The 18,624-nt window shown below is 56.9% G+C and carries 20 protein-coding genes; 12 read left to right on the forward strand and 8 right to left on the reverse strand.

What is annotated here, in order from left to right; genetic code table 11:
- Positions 1 to 2: 2 nt before the first annotated feature.
- Entirely contained in the window at positions 3 to 1,631 is a 1,629-nt protein-coding gene (ftsY, locus tag ACR6JA_RS15895) for a signal recognition particle-docking protein FtsY (RefSeq protein WP_213713752.1), read from the reverse strand.
- Between the two features lie 181 nt (positions 1,632 to 1,812).
- Here ftsY and rsmD point away from each other — a divergent pair, with 181 nt between their 5' ends.
- Together rsmD and ACR6JA_RS15905 are read left to right on the forward strand one after the other, a co-directional pair.
- Positions 1,813 to 2,400, forward strand: coding sequence for a 16S rRNA (guanine(966)-N(2))-methyltransferase (rsmD, locus tag ACR6JA_RS15900; RefSeq protein ID WP_039288607.1), 588 nt, complete (start codon positions 1,813 to 1,815; stop codon positions 2,398 to 2,400).
- A gap of 5 nt (positions 2,401 to 2,405) precedes the next feature.
- Positions 2,406 to 2,675 carry a DUF1145 family protein gene (locus tag ACR6JA_RS15905; RefSeq protein WP_096754169.1) on the forward strand — a complete coding sequence of 90 codons (270 nt, stop codon included), beginning with the start codon at positions 2,406 to 2,408 and terminating at the stop codon, positions 2,673 to 2,675.
- Here ACR6JA_RS15905 and ACR6JA_RS15910 read toward each other — a convergent pair.
- Positions 2,663 to 3,034 carry a DUF2500 domain-containing protein gene (locus ACR6JA_RS15910; RefSeq protein ID WP_213713750.1) on the reverse strand — a complete coding sequence of 124 codons (372 nt, stop codon included), beginning with the start codon at positions 3,032 to 3,034 and terminating at the stop codon, positions 2,663 to 2,665. The genes ACR6JA_RS15905 and ACR6JA_RS15910 overlap by 13 nt on opposite strands.
- Positions 3,035 to 3,155: 121 nt before the next feature.
- Between ACR6JA_RS15910 and ACR6JA_RS15915 the strand changes: the two genes are divergently transcribed.
- Positions 3,156 to 3,782: a lysoplasmalogenase gene (locus ACR6JA_RS15915; RefSeq protein WP_166878538.1), complete on the forward strand. Its 627-nt coding sequence runs from the start codon at positions 3,156 to 3,158 to the stop codon at positions 3,780 to 3,782.
- A 2-nt stretch (positions 3,783 to 3,784) separates the two neighbouring features.
- On the opposite strand, the gene ACR6JA_RS15920 is transcribed toward ACR6JA_RS15915, so the two are convergent.
- The 3 genes from ACR6JA_RS15920 to ACR6JA_RS15930 all read right to left on the reverse strand — a co-directional run bounded on the left by ACR6JA_RS15920 (position 3,785) and on the right by ACR6JA_RS15930 (position 7,491).
- Positions 3,785 to 5,155: a PTS transporter subunit EIIC gene (locus tag ACR6JA_RS15920; RefSeq protein ID WP_250153526.1), complete on the reverse strand. Its 1,371-nt coding sequence runs from the start codon at positions 5,153 to 5,155 to the stop codon at positions 3,785 to 3,787.
- Positions 5,156 to 5,211: 56 nt separating this feature from the next.
- A complete protein-coding gene (locus ACR6JA_RS15925; RefSeq protein ID WP_213713745.1) occupies positions 5,212 to 6,282 on the reverse strand; it encodes an SIS domain-containing protein in 1,071 nt (356 codons plus the stop codon).
- Positions 6,283 to 6,444: 162 nt separating this feature from the next.
- A complete protein-coding gene (locus tag ACR6JA_RS15930; protein ID WP_213713743.1) occupies positions 6,445 to 7,491 on the reverse strand; it encodes a LacI family DNA-binding transcriptional regulator in 1,047 nt (348 codons plus the stop codon).
- A gap of 184 nt (positions 7,492 to 7,675) precedes the next feature.
- On the opposite strand from ACR6JA_RS15930, the gene zntA reads away from it, so the two are divergent.
- Positions 7,676 to 9,889, forward strand: a complete 2,214-nt coding sequence (gene zntA / locus ACR6JA_RS15935; protein ID WP_213713740.1) for a Zn(II)/Cd(II)/Pb(II) translocating P-type ATPase ZntA — start codon at positions 7,676 to 7,678, stop codon at positions 9,887 to 9,889.
- A 37-nt stretch (positions 9,890 to 9,926) separates the two neighbouring features.
- Here zntA and tusA read toward each other — a convergent pair whose 3' ends face one another.
- The gene (tusA, locus tag ACR6JA_RS15940) at positions 9,927 to 10,172 is read right to left on the reverse strand and encodes a sulfurtransferase TusA (protein WP_008458604.1); all 246 of its coding nucleotides are present in this window, start codon (positions 10,170 to 10,172) and stop codon (positions 9,927 to 9,929) included.
- A gap of 174 nt (positions 10,173 to 10,346) precedes the next feature.
- Between tusA and ACR6JA_RS15945 the strand changes: the two genes are divergently transcribed.
- The 3 genes from ACR6JA_RS15945 to ACR6JA_RS15955 all read left to right on the forward strand — a co-directional run bounded on the left by ACR6JA_RS15945 (position 10,347) and on the right by ACR6JA_RS15955 (position 12,822).
- On the forward strand, positions 10,347 to 11,012 hold the full coding sequence (locus ACR6JA_RS15945; protein WP_494494147.1) for a 7-cyano-7-deazaguanine/7-aminomethyl-7-deazaguanine transporter: 666 nt from the start codon (positions 10,347 to 10,349) through the stop codon (positions 11,010 to 11,012).
- 72 nt (positions 11,013 to 11,084) lie between these two features.
- Complete coding sequence (locus ACR6JA_RS15950; RefSeq protein ID WP_008458608.1) at positions 11,085 to 11,642, forward strand: DcrB family lipoprotein; 558 nt, start codon at positions 11,085 to 11,087, stop codon at positions 11,640 to 11,642.
- 130 nt (positions 11,643 to 11,772) lie between these two features.
- Complete coding sequence (locus ACR6JA_RS15955; protein ID WP_494494148.1) at positions 11,773 to 12,822, forward strand: AI-2E family transporter; 1,050 nt, start codon at positions 11,773 to 11,775, stop codon at positions 12,820 to 12,822.
- Between the two features lie 6 nt (positions 12,823 to 12,828).
- Here ACR6JA_RS15955 and ACR6JA_RS15960 read toward each other — a convergent pair whose 3' ends face one another.
- Entirely contained in the window at positions 12,829 to 13,470 is a 642-nt protein-coding gene (locus tag ACR6JA_RS15960; protein WP_494494149.1) for an FMN-binding negative transcriptional regulator, read from the reverse strand.
- Positions 13,471 to 13,566: 96 nt separating this feature from the next.
- On the opposite strand from ACR6JA_RS15960, the gene pdxR reads away from it, so the two are divergent.
- Positions 13,567 to 15,054, forward strand: coding sequence for a MocR-like pyridoxine biosynthesis transcription factor PdxR (gene pdxR / locus ACR6JA_RS15965; RefSeq protein WP_213713726.1), 1,488 nt, complete (start codon positions 13,567 to 13,569; stop codon positions 15,052 to 15,054).
- 19 nt (positions 15,055 to 15,073) lie between these two features.
- Positions 15,074 to 15,679: an ATP-dependent Clp protease proteolytic subunit gene (locus ACR6JA_RS15970; protein WP_213713724.1), complete on the forward strand. Its 606-nt coding sequence runs from the start codon at positions 15,074 to 15,076 to the stop codon at positions 15,677 to 15,679.
- A 36-nt stretch (positions 15,680 to 15,715) separates the two neighbouring features.
- Here the strand turns inward: ACR6JA_RS15970 and ACR6JA_RS15975 are convergent, their stop codons facing one another.
- On the reverse strand, positions 15,716 to 16,618 hold the full coding sequence (locus ACR6JA_RS15975) for a DMT family transporter (protein WP_494494150.1): 903 nt from the start codon (positions 16,616 to 16,618) through the stop codon (positions 15,716 to 15,718).
- A 287-nt stretch (positions 16,619 to 16,905) separates the two neighbouring features.
- Between ACR6JA_RS15975 and ACR6JA_RS15980 the strand changes: the two genes are divergently transcribed.
- The 3 genes from ACR6JA_RS15980 to ACR6JA_RS15990 are packed head-to-tail and all read left to right on the forward strand — an operon-like array spanning position 16,906 to position 18,618.
- On the forward strand, positions 16,906 to 17,187 hold the full coding sequence (locus tag ACR6JA_RS15980) for a hypothetical protein (protein WP_494494151.1): 282 nt from the start codon (positions 16,906 to 16,908) through the stop codon (positions 17,185 to 17,187).
- Positions 17,188 to 17,207: 20 nt separating this feature from the next.
- Positions 17,208 to 17,552 carry a carboxymuconolactone decarboxylase family protein gene (locus ACR6JA_RS15985; protein WP_213713718.1) on the forward strand — a complete coding sequence of 115 codons (345 nt, stop codon included), beginning with the start codon at positions 17,208 to 17,210 and terminating at the stop codon, positions 17,550 to 17,552.
- Between the two features lie 49 nt (positions 17,553 to 17,601).
- Positions 17,602 to 18,618: an alcohol dehydrogenase gene (locus ACR6JA_RS15990; protein ID WP_213713716.1), complete on the forward strand. Its 1,017-nt coding sequence runs from the start codon at positions 17,602 to 17,604 to the stop codon at positions 18,616 to 18,618.
- The last annotated feature ends 6 nt before the right edge of the window (positions 18,619 to 18,624 follow it).

Below are 18,624 nucleotides of genomic sequence, written 5' to 3' on the forward strand. Positions count from 1 at the left end.
TGTTAATCCTCTCGGGCAAAAAGTGCCTCTATAAAGTCGCCCGCATTAAACGGTCGTAAATCAGAAATTTGTTCGCCGACGCCAATGTAGCGAATCGGAATGCCGAACTGGTCTGCCACAGAGAAGATTACGCCACCCTTGGCGGTACCATCCAGTTTGGTCAGGGTGATGCCCGTCAGCCCCACCGCTTCGTGGAACAGTTTAGCCTGGCTTATGGCATTCTGACCGGTGCTGGCGTCGAGGGTGAGCATAACCTCATGCGGGGCATCTTCGTCCAGCTTTTTCATAACCCTGACAATTTTCTTCAATTCTTCCATCAGGTGCGATTTATTCTGCAAACGCCCTGCGGTATCAGCAATCAACACATCAATGTTACGCGCCTTCGCCGCCTGAATAGCATCGAAGATAACTGAAGCGGAGTCCGCGCCGGTATGCTGAGCGACAACAGGAATATTGTTGCGCTGGCCCCAAACCTGAAGCTGCTCAACCGCTGCCGCACGGAAGGTATCACCTGCCGCCAGCATCACGGATTTACCCTGCTGCTCGAACTGACGTGCCAGCTTACCGATGGTGGTGGTTTTACCCACGCCATTAACGCCAACCATAAGGATAACAAACGGCGTTTTGCCTTCCACGCTAAGCGGCTCGTCCACTTTGGCGAGGATTTCGCTCATCTCTTCTTTCAGCAGACCGTACAGCGCTTCCGCATCGCGAAGCTGCTTACGGCTTGCACCTTCGGTCAGGTTGGTGATGATTTTCCGGGTTGTCTCAACCCCAACGTCGGCAATGAGTAGCTGCTCTTCTAGCTCTTCAAACAGATCATCATCGATTTTCTTGCCGCGGAACAGACTGATAAATCCGGAACCGAGGTTTTGTTTAGTTTTGACCAGGCTACGCTTCAGGCGGGCGAAGAAGCCCTCTTTGGTCGGCTTTTCCTGCTCTTGCTGCACGGCAACCGGAGCAGTCTCTTCCATAGCCTCTACTTCCGGCTCTTCATCAACAGCTTCTTCAGCCACGGCTTCATCTTCAACGGCAGCTTCGTGCGCGAACAGCGCCTCGGCTTCAACCACTTCTTCGTTGACGATTTCGTCCTGCTCGGCCTGCCACTCGTCAGGCTGATCTACATTTTCGGCAATCTCTTCCGGCAACGGCAGCGTTTCGTGCTCCACGGCCGCAACAGGCTGCTCAATGACTTCCGGCTCTGCAACAACAGCCGCAGGTTCAATCACCTCAGGCTCGACAACGGCCTCAGGTTCAACAGCGGGTTCTGGCTCGATAACCGCCACTGGCTCTGGTTCAGCCACGATCTCGGGCTCAACGGTCACTTCCGGCTCAGGAATCATTTCCAGCTCGGCCGCCAGCGCTTTTTCTTCCGCTTCTTCTGCAAGCTGGGCGTTAACCTCCACGACCTGCTCAGCAAACTTTTCGGACTCCTCCAGTGAGTGCTCACTAACTAAATCCTGCTGTTCCTGCTCGGCAGCTTGGGGCTGTTGAGGTTCATCCTGCGCGGGAGCCTGCTCAGTAACCGGTTGTTCTTCTATTACTTTTTGTTCTGCTTCGACGTCCGGCTGCTGCTCTTTCTGGCCAAATCCCAGCCAGGAAAAAAAGCCACGTTTTTTCTCTTTCGCCATTTGCGACTACACTCCTCGCTGTTAATTCATGGCACAGACCCGATTCTGCTTGCCACGGGCATAAAAAATAGTGCGTTAGTCTATCACTTTCCCGGCGCGGCATCACGCCAGTGGATTAAGGTTTCCTGCCCGGGCGAGCGCCGCTAGAATAACCGCAAAATTTAGCATCGCAGTGAGAGCAATGAAGAAACCCCAATCCTCTGGTTCCGGCCAGATTCGCATCATCGGCGGCCAATGGCGCGGCCGAAAACTCCCGGTTCCGGACAGCCCTGGCCTGCGCCCGACGACAGACCGCGTGCGCGAAACGCTTTTCAACTGGCTGGCCCCGTCAATGGTAGATGCCCATTGCCTCGACTGTTTTGCCGGCAGCGGCGCGCTCGGACTGGAGGCGCTCTCTCGCTATGCCGCCAGCGCGACGCTGATTGAAATGGATCGCGCAGTCTCCCAGCAGTTGCAAAAGAACCTCGCGACCTTAAAAGCCAGCAATGGCAAAGTGCTCAACGCCAATACGCTGAATGTGCTCGCGCAGCCCGGCACGCAGCACAACGTCGTCTTTGTCGACCCACCGTTCCGTAAGGGGTTGCTGGATGAAACGCTCAGTCTGCTCGAGAAAAACGGCTGGCTGGCGGATGACGCGCTAATCTACGTAGAAAGTGAAGTGGAAAATGGTCTGCCAGCGGTGCCTGCCAGTTGGGCGCTGCACCGTGAAAAAGTCGCCGGTCAGGTGGCTTATCGCCTGTTTATTCGTGAAGCTCAAGGAGCCGCATAATGCCGATTCTGATTAACTTTGGCCGCCTGCTGATGCTTTGCGTCTGGGGCTTTCTGATCTTTAACCTGGTTCACCCTTATCCGCGCCCGCTGAACATTTTCGTTAACGTCGCGCTGATCTTCATGGTGATTATGCACGGCCTGCAGCTAAGCCTGCTGAAAGCCACACAGCCGAAAGACGGCCCGGCGCTTGCCCGCGGTGAACAGATTAAGATTTTCGTTTTTGGCGTGTTTGAGCTGCTGGTCTGGCAGAAAAAGCTGCGTCAGGGCAAGTGAGTCTCTTCGGGGACGAAGCTGACAAAGCGCGTCCCCTTGTAACTCAGCGTACCTTTATCTCCCACCGATACCGCATGGTATTCCGCCGCTTCAACGCGCATTTTCATTTCCATCCCGCCGCTCTGTGGCGCAAACCAAACCTCATAGCGAATCGAGTCTTCCGGCGGAGTGACTTCACGCTGGCGCGAACGTCGGTCATTGGACGGTTTTTCACGCTTGGTCGCCACCACCACTTTTTTTACGCTCAGCGGCTCCGCGTCGTTTTCGATATTCTGGCGACGCTGCTGAAAATAGCGAAAAGAGGCGGCTACGACGATGACCACAACGATGGCGATAATGAAAGCTGGGGGCTTGCTCATGGCTTTTTCTCTAATTGTCAGACACTTTTCAGCATAACCCTGGCGCCGCGCCGTTGTCATCTGCGCCGCTTAGCCACTAGACTGAACGGTGTTACGCCAACAATTAAAATAAGGATATGCCATGCTTTGGTCATTTATTGCTGTTGCGTTATCGGCCTGGATTTACATTGATGCTTCCTGGCGCGGCTCCACCTGGCAGCGCTGGCTTTTCAAGCCGCTCACCCTGCTGCTGCTGCTGCTGCTGGCCTGGCAGGCACCGATGTTTGAAGCGGCCGGCTACCTGATTGTGGCGGGTCTTCTGGCAACGCTGGTCGGCGATGCGCTCACGCTACTGCCCACTCAACGTCTGCTTTACGCCGTGGGGGCATTCTTCCTTTCGCATCTGCTGTACACCATCTATTTTGCCAGCCAGATGAGCTTAGCCATTTTCTGGCCGCTACCGCTGGCTCTGCTCATTATTGGCGCACTGCTGGTCGCGACTATCTGGACGCGGCTGGAAGCGCTGCGCGTGCCTATTCTGACGTTTATCGGTATGACGCTGGTGATGGTTTGGCTTGCCGCCGAGCTTTATTTCTTCCGCCCGACGGCCCCGAACTTCTCCGGTTTTGTGGGGGCTAGCCTGCTGCTGCTGGGCAACATTGTCTGGCTGGTCAGCCACTATCGTCACCGCTTCAGAGGCGACAGCGCCATTGCCGCCGCCTGCTACTTTGCCGGGCACTTTATGATTGTTCGTGCCCTGTATATCTGAGGTTAACGCCTGTCTTCCGCCAGGGAGGCAGGTTCCAGCCTGCGGGTTTTGCCGTAGATAATGGTCAACACCGCAGGCACCGTAAACGCCACCGCGATAGCAATCACCTCGTAAATCATCTTCGATTCCGGCCCGCTAAACAGCCCCAGCTCGAACACGTTCAGTACCGGCAGGAAGCTGTAAGTTTTCACGCCCAAGAGGCCGGTAATCCCGCCGCCCAGCGCTGCGCCAATGCAGCCGAAAACAAATAACATGCGGTATTTCAGGTTCACGCCGTACAGCGCCGGTTCGGTAATGCCGAAGAAGGCGGAGAGCGAAGCGGAAATCGCAATCTGCTTATCTTTCAGGTTACGGGCAATAAAGATGGCACCAAATACCGCCCCAAACTGCCCCATTACCGCCGACATAAACATCGCCATAATGGTGTCGTAGCCGTTGACCTGAATGTTAATTAACGCCAGCGGGATAATGCCCCAGTGCACGCCGAACACCACGAACAGCTGCCCAATCCCCGCTAACAGCGCACCGGAAATCACCGGACTGAGGTTGTACAGCCACGCATAGCCGTTGGCGATGCCGACGCCAACATAGTCAGCCACCGGGCCAATCACGGTGAACACCACAAAGCCGCTGACGATCAGCGACAAACAAGGCACGAATACCAGCGCGGCGATCTCCGGGATCACCTTTTTCAGCCAGCGTTCGACGTGGCTCAGGAAGAGCACGGCAAACACCGCCGGGATCACCGCTCCGCCGTAGATTTTCACGTTCAGCGCCAAGTCCATAACGTGGAAGGTCCCGGGCACGCTGGCATCCGTCAGCGGGAAAATCATCGCCGCCGTCAGCGCCAGGGCGCTAAATTTATTGGCCTTAAAGCGCTCCGCAGCCGTTACCGCGATAAACAGCGGCAGCATGACGAAAACGCCGCTGGAAAGCGCATTGAACACGGTGAACACATACGAATGGGTATCCACCAAGTGTATTGTTTGCAGCAACACCACAATCCCTTTCACCACCCCCACACCCGCCAGCACGCCGATGTAAGGCGTGAAAATAGCGGAAAGCGTGGCCAGCAGGCGGTTAATCATCGAGCCCTGCGGCGCAGATGCTTCTTCTGAGGACGGTTCCCCCATCTGTGCCGTAATAGCCAGAAAGACTTTTTCAACTTTTGGCCCAATAACAATCTGGAATTGCCCAGGGTTTTCAACCAGTTTGACTACCTCTGGCAACTTATACAGCTCATCTTTATTAATCTTACTTTTATCTTTGATAGTAAAACGCAAACGGGTTGCGCAGTGGGTAAGATGCTCTATATTTTCTGCCTCGCCGACATGCTGAATTATCTGTCGGGCAAGTTGACTGAAGGTAGCCATAATCATTCCTCAGTAGCAAGGTAGGGACGTTATTATTGCGTAGGGAACACTGTGCCTCAGGCGTAATCGCCTGGCTTCGTTTTACTTTTTACGGACACGCCAAAATCGGTAAAGATCCGCTGCGGCAGATTATTTCCCTTTGCCTCCGCAATATGGTGAGCCAATATCTGGAAGGGGATAACTAGGATCAGCGGGGCAATATACTCATCGATATTGGCTTTCACCTCCAGCGTGCGCGGATCGTTGTCCTCACCTAATTTGATGGTGTACACATAGTCGGTATATTTTTGCTCATAGGCTTTCAGCAGTAATAAACGCTCGCGAGCCACGCCCGGCGTATCAATAAAGAACATCCGGTGGCTGCCATTCACTTCGAAATAAGGCCCGTGCATAAACGCTTCCAGCTCAACGCCCTGGGACGGCACGCGAATCGTCTCGGCAAACTTGGTTTCCATCTCTTTGATCACGCCGACGCTCGGCCCGTAGCCAATTGAGGTAAAGCGCGGGGAAGCGGCCAGTTCGGCCTGCCATTTTGTGAAGAAAGCTTCTGTGCCGGCAATCACGCCCGGAATCGATTTCACAGCAACGTCCAGCTTATGCAGCTCATCCGCTTCCTGTTCAGCGTCGATCTTCCCGCTGCGGCGAGCGACAAACACGCCCAGCAGCATAAATTTCAGGATCGTAGCAACGTACCCTTTGGTGACGTAGCCCACGCGTTCCTCGCCGATCTCGATATCAATCACGTGGTCCACGGCGCGGGCAAGCTCGCTCCCGGCTTTACTGGTGATGCCCAGCGTTTTGACCGGGTAAGTCTGGCGAATATGCTGAATCGCGTTGAGGGTCGAGGTGCTTTCCCCGCTCTGGGAAACGCCTATCACTAGATCGGTGGCTTCACTGAATTTTTCGTAATGCTGAAAGTGGAACGGCTCTTCGACGGAGATACGAACATCCGCCAGATTTTCCACGTAGTATTTCGCGCTATTGATCGCGTTAATGCTGGAGCCCGTGGCCAGCACCAGCCACTCTTTCTGCCCACCGAGCACCGGAAGATCGGACGGATAGCGAGACAGCATGGCGCTTAATGTCGCCTGCTCTTCATGAATGTAGGTCATCATTGTCGGTTTCATCGGCTCTCCTGTAATCAAAACCTGAAAACGTTTTCAGGTTTTAGGCTAGAGGAGTCTGACGAGGCTTGTCAACGCCAGATCGCGCAACTGTTAGCGAGATCAAAAAATAACGTGAAGGGGAGAAACGGGCGGATGCCTGAAAAAGAGATCCGCCGTTGAAAACTAACAGGATTCGCCGTTCAATAGCGTAAGAGATATTTTTTCGACTACGATACCGGCAGCATTTTCATTCAAAATAGCCATTAATTTTGTCATGACCTCTTTGCCAATCAAAGCATTCTGGTGGTCAACGGTGGCAATGCGGGGAATAAAATACTCGCTGCCTGGGAAATATTCGCAGCTTACTATGGCGATATTATCTGGCACAGACAGATTGTGATCCTTTAGCGCACGGATCGCGCCTTTGGCGACATGATCGTTAATTGCCACAATGGCATCCGGCAAGCTTGCATTCGTTGAAATCAGCGTTTCAATTGCCTCATAACCATGCTGTAAATAAAAGTTATTCAGCACAATAAAACTATTTTCTACCGGCAATTTCGCAGCTTCCAGCTCGGCCCGAAATACCGCCTCGCGCTCGCGAGTAATATATACATTCTTTGACCCGCCGATAAAACCAATGCGCCGGTAACCTTTCTCAATCAGATGACGAGTAGCTAATCGCACACATCCCGCCTGATCGCGTTCAACGCAGGCATATTCCACGCCCGGCAGGTTACGCCCCACCACCACGACCGGCACGGTGGCGATCAGCTTTTTCAGTTCCTGCAGATAAGTCGCGGCAATGTCGTTGTAGTCGATATTACCGCCGAGAATAATCACGCCGTCTATCTGGCTATCGGTAATGGAATTAAAAATATGCTCTTCGGGCACCACCGGTGCTTCGCGGGAGGTTCTGTTTGCCGATTGCGTGTCGTACAGCGTGACCTTGTAGCCCAGCCGCAAACTTTCGTGCTCAATCTGCGCCACCAGCATCACAAAGTAGGGGTTACTGATATCGGAAACGACAATCGCCAGCGTCTGGGTTTTCTTGGAAATCATCCCCCGCGCCAGCAGATTCGGGCTGAAGTTATGCTCCTGAATCACTTTTTCAACCCGGCTACGCGTTTTGTCCGCCACCCAGCTGTTATTGTTCAGCACCCGGGAGACCGTGGCGATAGACACCTGCGCCAGCTCCGCAATATCCTTGATTGTCAGTGGTTTTTTCATCGATTCATTCTCATCCCGACCTGCGGATAATACTAGGGGAAGCGCAGTGGGGAAGCAAAGGCCAATCCTGAAAACTGCCGCCGGCCAGCCAGAAATATCCGGCGGTAAAAAAGACGCTTGACTCTGGAGTCAACTCCAGAGAGTAACATCGGTAATGAGAAAATTATCATTACCGGAGGGCGCCATGCTCAACACACCTCAAGACGGCAAAAAGCCACCGCAGTTTGCGTTTGCCAAACTAAGCCCGCTGCAGGCGGAAGGCCCCTCCTGCTGCGCCGATGACGCCTGCTCTGCACAAAAACCAGAGCCAGAAATTGCCGACAACGGCAGCCGTTACAGCTGGCACGTCGCGGGGATGGACTGCGCAGCCTGCGCACGCAAAGTGGAAAATGCGGTGAAACAGGTGAGCGATGTGCAGCAAGTTCAGGTGGTGTTTTCTACCGAAAAACTGCTGGTCAGCGCCTCAAGAGACATTCGCGACGACGTAGAAAAAGCGGTCAAGGCCGCAGGCTACACGCTGAACGACACTAGTGCCCCGAAGCAGGAAAAAAGCAGCAGCCTGCAAGAGAACCTGCCGCTGATCTTGCTCATCGTCGTGATGGTGATCAGCTGGGGGCTCGAGCAATTCAACCATCCGCTCGGCAACCTGGCGTTTATCGCCACCACGCTGGTTGGCCTGTGGCCGATCGCGCGCCAGGCCGTGCGCCTGATTCGCAGCGGCAATTGGTTCGCCATTGAAACGCTGATGAGCGTTGCCGCAATCGGCGCGCTGTTTATCGGCGCAACCGCCGAGGCGGCGATGGTTCTGCTACTGTTCCTCATCGGCGAACGCCTCGAATCCTATGCCGCCAGCCGAGCACGCCGCGGGGTAAGCGCCTTGATGGCGCTAAAGCCGGACGTCGCTATTCGCCTCCGGGACGGCGAGCGCGAAACCGTCGCGCAGGCCGATCTTCGCCCAGGCGACGTGATTGAAGTTGCCGCCGGTGGCCGCCTACCCGCCGATGGTCGCCTGCTCAGCGGTTTTGCCAGTTTCGACGAAAGTGCCCTAACCGGGGAGTCCGTGCCGGTAGAGCGCCAGCAGGGCGAAAAAGTCGCAGCAGGCAGCACCAGCGTGGATCGCCTTGTTCAGTTGGAGGTGATTTCCGAGCCCGGCGACAGCGCCATCGACCGTATTCTTCGGCTGATTGAAGAAGCCGAGGAACGTCGCGCGCCTATCGAACGCTTTATCGATCGTTTTAGCCGGATTTACACGCCGATCATCATGCTGCTCGCGCTGCTGACCGCCGTCATCCCGCCGCTGTTCTTCGGCCAGGGCTGGGAACCGTGGATCTATAAAGGCCTGACGCTACTGCTGATAGGCTGCCCATGCGCTCTGGTTATCTCCACGCCTGCGGCCATTACTTCAGGTCTTGCCGCGGCGGCTCGTCGGGGCGCGTTGATTAAAGGCGGGGCCGCGCTGGAACGTCTCGGTCAAATCCAGCAGGTCGCGTTCGACAAAACCGGCACCCTGACGGCAGGTAAACCTCAGGTTACGGCCATAGCGGTGGAAGAAGGGACAGAAGACGACCAGCTTCTGGCGCTCGCCGCGGCGGTTGAACAAGGCTCCACCCACCCACTGGCGCAGGCCATTGTCAACGCGGCGCAACAGCGCAACTTGCCTCCTGTCGCCGCAGAAAATCACCGCGCTCTCGCCGGGGTTGGCGTAGAAGCCATCATTCAGGGCGAAACGCTGCTGCTCAGCTCCCCGTCCAAACTTGACGGCCAGACACTCAGCGAAACCTGGCAAAGGCGTATCGCGAAGCAGGAAGAAGAGGGCCAGACGGTGATCGTGGTGCTGCGTGCGGGGCAACTGCTGGGCACCATCGCCATGCGCGATACGCTGCGCAGCGACGCCCGCGAAGCGGTTACGGCACTCCACCAGCTCGGGATTCAGGGCGTAATGCTGACCGGGGATAACCCACGCGCGGCGGCGGCAATAGCCCTCGAACTGGGTATTGATTACCGCGCCAGCCTGCTCCCGGCAGACAAAGTGGCAGCGGTGAACAAACTGAATGCCACCGCGCCGCTGGCGATGGTCGGCGACGGCATCAACGATGCTCCGGCGATGAAAGCGGCGACCATCGGCATCGCGATGGGCAGCGGCACAGACGTCGCGCTGGAAACGGCAGATGCCGCGCTAACCCACAACCGTCTGACCGAACTGGCAGGTATGGTACGGCTCGCCAGAGCCACCCATAACAACATTCGCCAGAACGTGACGATTGCGCTGGGGCTGAAGGGGATTTTCCTGGTCACCACCCTGCTCGGCCTGACCGGCCTGTGGCTGGCGGTGCTGGCAGACTCAGGCGCAACCGCGCTGGTCACGGCGAACGCCATTCGCCTGCTGCGGAAGAAATAGTTTTCGAGAGATAACGGGGCGAGAAAATGCGCCTCGTTTAGTGACTCTTACGCAGCAAATAGCGGTAAGGCAGCGCGTCGGTTTCGCTGGCGACCAGCTCGTGCTCCATAAAGCGGCAAAAACCGGGGATATCGCGCGTGGTGGCCGGGTCATCGGCTATCACCAGCAGCGTTTCGCCGACGGGCATATTGCGCACGGTTTTGCGCACCATCATCACCGGCTCGGGGCAGCGCAGGCCAAGAGCGTCCAGCGTGTGGTCAGGGGTTGCGAACAAATCGGTCATAGCACTCTCAGGTCGTCAAAAACCGCGCTAGTTTACGCCGGGTAAAATCTGGCGCAAGCCGCGTGAACGATTGCGTTAAAATTAACCATTGCATTGAGAAACTAAAGCAGTATCATCCCCGCGCTTTACATTTTTGACTGGGTTCCCTCACCCCACTACTAAAAAGGCTACAACATGATGCAGTTCAGCACTCGCCAGCGCACTAATGCGCTGTTTTGGCTATCGCTTTTTCATTTGCTGGTGATCACCTCCAGCAACTATCTGGTTCAGCTTCCGGTCTCTGTCTTCGGGTTTCATACCACCTGGGGCGCCTTCAGCTTCCCGTTTATTTTCCTCGCGACCGATCTCACGGTGCGTATTTTCGGCGCTCCGCTGGCGCGGCGGATTATTTTTGCAGTGATGATCCCGGCCCTGGTGATTTCCTACGGCATCTCCTCGCTGTTTTACATGGGGAGCTGGCAGGGCTTTGAAGCGTTGCTCCATTTTAACCTGTTTGTTGCCCGTATCGCGGTTGCCAGTTTCATGGCTTACGCGCTCGGCCAGATTCTGGATGTCCATGTCTTTAACCGCCTGCGCCAGAATCACTGCTGGTGGCTGGCCCCAACAGTGTCCACGCTGTTCGGTAACGTGAGCGATACGCTGTCGTTCTTCTTTATCGCTTTCTGGCGCAGCCCGGACGCCTTTATGGCCCAGCACTGGGTAGAAATCGCCGTGGTCGATTACTGCTTCAAAGTGCTTATTAGCCTGGTATTCTTCCTGCCGATGTACGGCGTTCTGCTGAATATGCTGTTGAAACGCCTCGCAGATAAATCTGAAATCTCCGCGCTGCAGCCTGGTTAAACGCGGGCTGAATATCTTGTGTTAAGATGCAGAGATTGGCCTTTTGGCTTGCTAACGGAAAGGAAGAACGCGATGCGCAAACTGGTAAAATATGTCGGTATTGGCCTGCTGGTAGTGGGTCTTGCCGCCTGTGATAATAACGACAGCAAAACCGCCACCACCGGCGCGCCGGAAGCCAGCAGCGCCAGCGGTCAGCCAGTTGAACTGCTGGACGGCAAGCTGAGCTTTGCCCTGCCAGCGGACATGAGCGATCAGAGCGGCAAGGTGGGCACCCAGTCCAACAACATGCACGTTTATTCTGACGCAACAGGCCAGAAAGCGGTGATCGTGATTGTCAGCGACAACCCGACGAGCGACCTTGCCACGCTGGCAAAAGGCCTGGAAGAGCAGCAGCGCGCACGCGACCCGCAGCTTCAGGTGGTGACCAACAAATCCATTGAGATTAAAGGCCACACCCTGCAGCAGCTGGACAGCGTGATCTCCGCCAAAGGACAGACCGCGTACTCCTCCATCATCATTGGCAAAGTGGACGATAAACTGCTGACCATGCAAATCACGCTGCCTGCGGATAACCAGCAGCTGGCGCAGACCAACGCGGAAAACATCATCAACACCATCGTCATCAAGTAATCGCCGCGCGATACATCAATGGCTCCGCCTTCGCGGGGCCATTTTTTTCCTTCATTTTCAGACAGACTGCCGCCGTCGCCCTGCCAGGAAGGACTACACTAAAAGCACCTTTTCCCGATCGGACGTCTGCATGACAGCCCCACAACCTGATAAGACCGGCCTGCATATATTGCTCAAACTCGCGGCCCTGGTGATTATTCTCGCCGGTATTCACGCCGCAGCCGACATCATCGTTCAGCTATTGCTGGCGGTATTTTTCGCCATTGTTCTCAATCCGCTGGTGACCTGGTTTATGCGCCGCGGCCTTAGCCGCCCGCTGGCGATTGCCATCGTGGTGCTGGTCATGCTGGTGATGCTCACTTTGCTGGTCGGCGTGCTGGCAACATCGATGAATGACTTCATGGAGCAGATGCCGCAGTTCAACAAACTGCTGACGCAGAAAGTGCGTGAAATCGAGCACGCGATGCCGTTTTTGCACCTGCCGCTGTCGCCGGAACGCCTGCTGCAAAAGCTGGACTCCGACAAGCTAATGACCTTTGCCACAACGCTGATGACCGAGCTTTCCGGGGCGATGGCCAGCGTGCTTTTACTGGCGATGACGGTGATTTTTATGCTGTTTGAGGTGCGCCATGTGCCTTATAAACTCCGTTTTGCGCTGGCAAACCCCAAGCTGCATATCGCCGGCATGCACCGCGCGCTGAAAGGCGTCACCCACTATCTGGCGCTGAAGACCTTTATCAGTTTACTGACCGGTATCGTTATCTGGCTGGGGCTAAAGCTGCTGGGCGTGCAGTTTGCGCTGATGTGGGGCGTGCTGGGCTTCTTGCTCAACTATATTCCCAATATTGGGTCGGTGATCTCCGCCGTGCCGCCGATGATTCAGGCTCTGCTGCTTAACGGCACCTATGAGATGCTGATGGTCGGGGCGCTGTTCCTGGTGGTGCACATGGTGCTGGGAAATATTCTGGAGCCCCGAATGATGGGGCGTGGGCTGGGGATGTCGACTTTCGTCGTATTTCTCTCCCTGCTCTTCTGGGGCTGGCTGCTCGGCCCGGTGGGCATGTTGCTCTCAGTGCCGCTCACCAGCGTTTGTAAAATCCTCATGGAATCCACCCAAGGCGGGGCGAAACTGGCAATTCTGCTGGGGCCCGGCAGGCCGAAAAAACGCCTGCCGGGATAATACCGGTTACGTTTTATCACGCCCGGCGAGGCTGGCTAACATCGCCTCGCCGATGGCCACGTCACCCTTTGCCATCAGCCCCTGTGCGGCCCCGGCCTGATCCTCAGGCTTCTTGTTCTGGCCGAGCTTGGTCTTGCCGACCAGCGAAGCCAGAAGGATTTCAATCCCGACAATCGCTTTAAGCATTGCGTCGATAAACGCCGGGGGCGCATCGCTTACCTGCCACGGGAGCTCGCTCTGGGCTTCCTGCCGCCGCGTCAGGCTAGTTATCTGCCGCAGGACAAAATCCGCATCGTCCCGCACCGCAATCCTCCCCCGCGCCTGCACGGTCTGGTAGTTCCAGGTCGGCACCTCCTTGTGGTGCTCCTGCTTGCCCGGATACCAGCTCGGGGAGATATAACCTTGTGCACCACGGAACACCACCAGCACATCCTGCTCGGGCTGAAGGCCGCGCCACAACGGGTTCGCACGGGCGATGTGCGCGCGGAGCGTACCGAATTCCCCCTCATCAGGGCAAAGCTCAAAGGGAATATCAAACGCTTCCAGCACACCTTCGATTTGTACAACCAGCAGGCCCAGGGGATTGGCCTGAATCAGCCGCTGCAGCACAGCAATATCAGGCTCCTGAAAAGGGCGAGGAATATACATGGGCAGACCTTCATTTGCGGTAATTTTGCCCAGCTTATGTTCGAAGTGGTTTATGATAAAGAACCAGATTATAGCTATATGACCGAGCCACAATTCATGTCACGTAAAGCCCGAGCCGTAGATATCCCCGCCATTGGCGAGCTTGACCGCCGCAGCGGACAGCTTAGTTTGCAGCTAGCCAAAGCGCTGAAAAACGCCATTCACAAAGGCGAACTAAAGAGCGGCGACCTGCTGCCCTCGACCCGCGTCTTATCGGGCGCCCTTAACGTGGCGCGCGGCACCGTGCTGGAGGCATTCGAGCAGCTGGTTGCGGAAGGGTTTTTGGAGTCGAAACACGGCTCCGGTACTCGCGTGGCCTACGCCCCGGAAAGCCCGCAGCCCGAACCGGCGGCTCGTACAGCGGCAGCCATCCCGCTTTCTGCCCAAGCTAAGGCTTTTGCCAGAGTAGGCGAGCAGCTTAAAACGCTGGCACCGAAGCCGTTTGCCGTTTCCGTTCCGGTTGGCGACACCGCCCCGGACGACGTGTGGCGCAGGCTAGGCAACCGCATTCGGGCGCGGGGTGCCGGTGCCCCGTCGGGCTATGCCGACCCGCAAGGCGTTCTGGTTCTGCGCGAGGCTATCTGTGAGTACGTCAGAAAGTCGCGCTCGGTGCGCTGCACCCCGGAACAGGTCATCATCACCTCCGGTAACCAGCACGGCCTGTACCTGACCCTGCAAATCCTGCTGGAGGCGGGCGATGCCGTCTGGATGGAAGAACCTGGCTACCCAGGTGCGACCTCGCTGTTTGAGACGATGTTCCGCGACCGCAGCATGGTCAGAGTCGCCGTGGATGACGAAGGGCTGGACGTGGAGCTGGGGAAAAAGCTGGCCCCCAACGCCCGCGCTGCGTTTGTCACGCCCTCGCACCAGTACCCGCTGGGCATGCCGCTCAGCATGTCGCGCCGCGCCGCATTGCTGGAATGGGCGCAGGCCAACCAGGCCTGGATCATTGAAGACGACTACGACAGCGAGATGCGCTACGCGGGCCACCCGTTCCCGGCGCTGCAGGGCCTGGGGCCGGAGAACGTTATCTACCTCGGCACCTTCAGCAAAATCCTCTTCCCGTCGCTGCGTCTCGGCTACGCCGTAGTGCCCAAGCAGCTGGTTTCCGCCTTCTGCGGGGCACGCATTCTGATGGACAGGCAGCCGCCAGGGGCAGACCAGCACGTGCTGGCGAGCTTTATTTCGGAGGGGCACCTCGACCGCCATCTGCGCAAAATGCGCGGTGTTTATGCCGAAAAACGCCGCGTGTTAATGGCGGCGGTAGAACAATACATTTCCCCGGACGTGGCCTGGCTTCAGCCCTGCGACCAGGGCATGCACATGGTGCTTTGGCTGCGCCAGGGCCTGGACGACCATCAGGTTGTGGAGCGGGCAATGCAGGCCGGAATCGCCGTTCGCGCGGTGTCGCACATGTTTACCCCAGAAAAACAGAAGTCCGGCATTCTGCTGGGCCTCGGTGGTTACAGCGACGAAGAGATCGTTCGCGCCGTGCAGCGTCTGGATGAAGTGCTATGCTCAAGTGCATCCCTGATTACGCCATAAACCTGGCAGGAGCCTGATTATGCTGACCTATTTAGAAAAAGATGAACCTGAAGAAAGCACCACCCCCACCAATGCGTCAGGACTGATGCAGCAAAAAATGCTGGATTCCCGCTCGATTATTATCTCCGGCGAAATCACTCAGGCGATCACCAAAGAGGTGGTTGCCCAGCTTTTGCTGCTGCAAAGCATCAACGACAAACCAATCAAGCTGTACCTCAACAGCCAGGGCGGCCACGTTGAGGCGGCGGACACCATTCATGACGTGATCAAATTCATCAAGCCGGAAGTCCATATCATCGGCACCGGCTGGGTTGCCAGCGCCGGGATCACCATCTTCCTCGCGGCGGACAAAAAGCACCGCTATTCGCTGCCAAACACGCGCTTTATGATCCACCAGCCGCTGGGCGGCGTGCGCGGCCAGGCCACGGACATTGAGATCGAAGCCAGAGAGATTATTCGCATGCACGATCGCGTGAACAAGATGATCGCCGAGGCCACCGGGCAGCCGCTGGAGAAGGTGAAGCAGGACACCGATCGCAACTACTGGATGTCGCCGAAAGAAGCTATCGACTACGGCATTGTCGGCAAAGTCATTACCAGCTTCTCCGAGCTGAATATCGACTAACGCCTGAGAAACCGCCTTCCCCGGCGGTTTTTCTTTCTAACGGGAAAAGCGCTTAGCGCCGAAAACGCAAACCAGCACGCCAAGCATCACGGCAATCATCGACGTATGCACTTCTTCATGAAGCAACAGCCCGGCAAGCAACAGGCCAAAAAAGGGCTGTAACAATTGCAGTTGCCCGACGGCGGCAATCCCGCCCAGCGCCAGGCCGCGATACCAGAAAATAAACCCTATCCACATGCTGAACAGCGACACATAGCCCAGCGCGAGCCATGCCTGAGCGCTGATAGCGGCTCCCGCCGACGGAACGGTAAAAGCAGTAGCCGCGGCACTAAGCGGCAGAGAAATGACCAATGCCCACGAAATCACCTGCCAGTCGCCCAACCGCCGGGTCAGCACCGCACCTTCGGCATAACCCAGCCCGCACAGCGCAATGGCGCCCAGCATCAGCGCATCACCCTGCCAGCCACTCGCCGTCCCGTGGCTCAAGGCAAAACCTGCCACCAGCGCAGCGCCCGCCAGAGAAAACAGCCAGAAAGCCGCTTTTGGCCTTTCTCCTCCACGCAACACGCCAAAACAGGCGGTCGCCAGCGGCAGCAGGCCGATGTAGACCAGCGAGTGTGCCGAGGTTGTGTGCTGCAGTGCCAAAGCCGTCAGCAGTGGGAAACCCAGCACCACGCCGACGGCCACCAGGCAAAGCGGCAACCAGTCTCCCCGCTGCGGCCGCTGCTGCCGCAAAATCAGCAGCGTGCCGGCCGCCAGCAGCGCCGCAAGAGTGGCCCGTATCGCCGTCAGAAAAAGAGGATCAAGCTCCAGCACCGCAACGCGCGTGGCAGGCAGCGAGCCGCTAAAAATAAGCATCCCCAAAAAGCCGCTGATCCAGCCTCGGGTTTGCGGGTGAGCAGTCGGCTGACTGAGCGGCAACGCGCTTCTATTTTGCATGGTGGCTCCAGATACTCAGATTGGCTTCCTATTCTGCGCAAAGCCGCCACGACAGACAGATCCACAATGAACAAGAATCACCAGGCCAGCAAAAAATTCACCCACCAAAGAAGAAAATCTATCTTGCCAGTCAAGATTAAGTCATTTGTTAACCCTCACGCTGATTCACATAATGCGCCAACACGGAGAGGCAAGCGGCAGCCTTTTTCTTCTTCACGCAGCCGCTTTTTTCTCCCTCATCTCCGCTCGTGCAACAGCATGAGCCACACAACAAGAGGCAGTGAACCATGGCTTATTTGCAAATCACCCTTGATATCAGCGCGCAGAATCGCGCCGCAGCAGCGGGCGTTTACCAGCAGTACAAAACGGCCTTCCTGACCACCATCGACGGTGCAGTCTCCAAGGAACTGCTGATCCGCGAGCAGGATGTCCAGGTACTGCACGGCTTTAACACCGCCGCCCAGGCCGAAGCCTATCTGGGTTCTGACCTGTTCACCCGCGACGTAGTTGAAGCCCTAAAACCTTTCCTGAATGCCGCCCCGGAAATCCGCATTTATAGCGTCGCCTGAAATTAACTGAAGAGGTTTGTATGTTGCTGAACTGGAATGAACATCGCGAAGAATTACTGGGTGTGGTGGGCGATTACGCGAAGCTGCAGCCGGAGTTTATGAAAGGGCTGATGAAGATGGACGCGGGTGCTTCCGCCATGGGCCACCTGGACGCCAAAACCCACGAGCTGATTGCGCTGGCGGTGGCGATCACCACCCGCTGCGACGGCTGCCTGTCGGTACACGTTAAAGCCGCCGCAAAATACGGCGCAACCCGGGAAGAGATTGCCGAAGCGCTGGCGGTCGCCATTTCGCTGAACACCGGGGCGGCGCTGACCTACACCGCCCACGCCCTGGACGCGTTCGACGCGCTGCCAAAAGCCTGAGCCTAAACGGCATCCTTCCTGAGGGTGCCGCTTCTTTTTTTATCGGAGAATGCAAATGACCTACAAAGCGATGCAGGCCAGCGGCAACGGCAGCCTGGAACTTGTCGAGCGCCTCGTACCAGAACCTGGCGCAGGCGAAGTGCTGATAAAAATAGAAGCCTGCGGCATCTGTGGCGCTGACGGCGGCGTTATCAACGGCACGGAAAAGAACGTGGCTTACCCGCGCGTGCCAGGGCATGAAGTTGTCGGCACGCTGCTGAAACTTGGCAGTGGCGTACCTTCTGGCCTGCGTGTTGGGCAGCGGGTTGGCGTGGGCAGGCTTGGCGGGCACTGCAATGAATGCGATGCCTGCCGCCGCGGCAAGTTCACGCTTTGCAGCCACCAGCCGGTCGTCGGCAGCTCGCAGGACGGCGGCTATGCCGAAATGATGCTGGCGAAGGCGACCGGCCTTGTAGCAATCCCGGATGCGCTAAGCGCAGTCGCCGCCGCGCCGCTGCTTTGCGCCGGAATAGCCACCTTTAACGCGGTGCGTAAATCAGGTGCTCAGCCGGGGGACAGCATCGCAGTCCTCGGCATTGGCGGCTTAGGCCACCTTGCCGTGCAGTATGCCGCTAAAATGGGGTTCCGGGTTATCGCCATCGGGCGTGGGAGCGATAAAGCACCAGCTGCGCTGGCGCTGGGTGCCAGCGATTATCTCGACAGCAGCCTGGATAATCCTGCCGAAGCGCTGAAAAAACTCGGCGGTGTAAAGGCGGTCGTCACCACGGTCACGGACAATGCTATCGCGTCCTCTCTGCTGTCCGCCCTGCAGCCCAAAGGTAAGCTGATGGTGCTCGGGGTCGGCCAGCAGCCGCTCGTGCTTTCTCCGGGTATGCTGGTTGGCCGGGAGCTGTCAATCGAAGGCTCGCTGACCGGCACACCGTATGAAACCGAAAGCGCTCTGCGTTTTAGCCTGCTGAACAACGTGCAGCCGATGACGGAAATATTCCCTCTGGCGCAGGCCAACGAAGCGTGGAAAAAAATGAAGTCCGGCAAGGCACGATTCCGCATTGTGCTGACGATGTAGAACCCG

This window comes from Cedecea sp. B1(4) (assembly GCF_059414925.1).

Bases quoted from the DNA above. Each gene is read 5' to 3' on its own strand.
- ACR6JA_RS15985 (WP_213713718.1), top strand. From the start codon at position 17,208: ATGTTGCTGAACTGGAATGAACATCGCGAAGAATTACTGGGTGTGGTG.
- ACR6JA_RS15960 (WP_494494149.1), bottom strand. From the start codon at position 13,470: ATGTATATTCCTCGCCCTTTTCAGGAGCCTGATATTGCTGTGCTGCAG.
- ACR6JA_RS15950 (WP_008458608.1), top strand. From the start codon at position 11,085: ATGCGCAAACTGGTAAAATATGTCGGTATTGGCCTGCTGGTAGTGGGT.
- ACR6JA_RS15975 (WP_494494150.1), bottom strand. From the start codon at position 16,618: ATGCAAAATAGAAGCGCGTTGCCGCTCAGTCAGCCGACTGCTCACCCG.
- ACR6JA_RS15930 (WP_213713743.1), bottom strand. From the start codon at position 7,491: ATGAAAAAACCACTGACAATCAAGGATATTGCGGAGCTGGCGCAGGTG.
- rsmD (WP_039288607.1), top strand. From the start codon at position 1,813: ATGAAGAAACCCCAATCCTCTGGTTCCGGCCAGATTCGCATCATCGGC.
- ACR6JA_RS15925 (WP_213713745.1), bottom strand. From the start codon at position 6,282: ATGAAACCGACAATGATGACCTACATTCATGAAGAGCAGGCGACATTA.
- ACR6JA_RS15990 (WP_213713716.1), top strand. From the start codon at position 17,602: ATGCAAATGACCTACAAAGCGATGCAGGCCAGCGGCAACGGCAGCCTG.
- pdxR (WP_213713726.1), top strand. From the start codon at position 13,567: ATGTCACGTAAAGCCCGAGCCGTAGATATCCCCGCCATTGGCGAGCTT.
- tusA (WP_008458604.1), bottom strand. From the start codon at position 10,172: ATGACCGATTTGTTCGCAACCCCTGACCACACGCTGGACGCTCTTGGC.
- ACR6JA_RS15945 (WP_494494147.1), top strand. From the start codon at position 10,347: ATGATGCAGTTCAGCACTCGCCAGCGCACTAATGCGCTGTTTTGGCTA.
- ACR6JA_RS15955 (WP_494494148.1), top strand. From the start codon at position 11,773: ATGACAGCCCCACAACCTGATAAGACCGGCCTGCATATATTGCTCAAA.
- ftsY (WP_213713752.1), bottom strand. From the start codon at position 1,631: ATGGCGAAAGAGAAAAAACGTGGCTTTTTTTCCTGGCTGGGATTTGGC.
- zntA (WP_213713740.1), top strand. From the start codon at position 7,676: ATGCTCAACACACCTCAAGACGGCAAAAAGCCACCGCAGTTTGCGTTT.
- ACR6JA_RS15910 (WP_213713750.1), bottom strand. From the start codon at position 3,034: ATGAGCAAGCCCCCAGCTTTCATTATCGCCATCGTTGTGGTCATCGTC.
- ACR6JA_RS15915 (WP_166878538.1), top strand. From the start codon at position 3,156: ATGCTTTGGTCATTTATTGCTGTTGCGTTATCGGCCTGGATTTACATT.
- ACR6JA_RS15920 (WP_250153526.1), bottom strand. From the start codon at position 5,155: ATGGCTACCTTCAGTCAACTTGCCCGACAGATAATTCAGCATGTCGGC.
- ACR6JA_RS15980 (WP_494494151.1), top strand. From the start codon at position 16,906: ATGGCTTATTTGCAAATCACCCTTGATATCAGCGCGCAGAATCGCGCC.
- ACR6JA_RS15970 (WP_213713724.1), top strand. From the start codon at position 15,074: ATGCTGACCTATTTAGAAAAAGATGAACCTGAAGAAAGCACCACCCCC.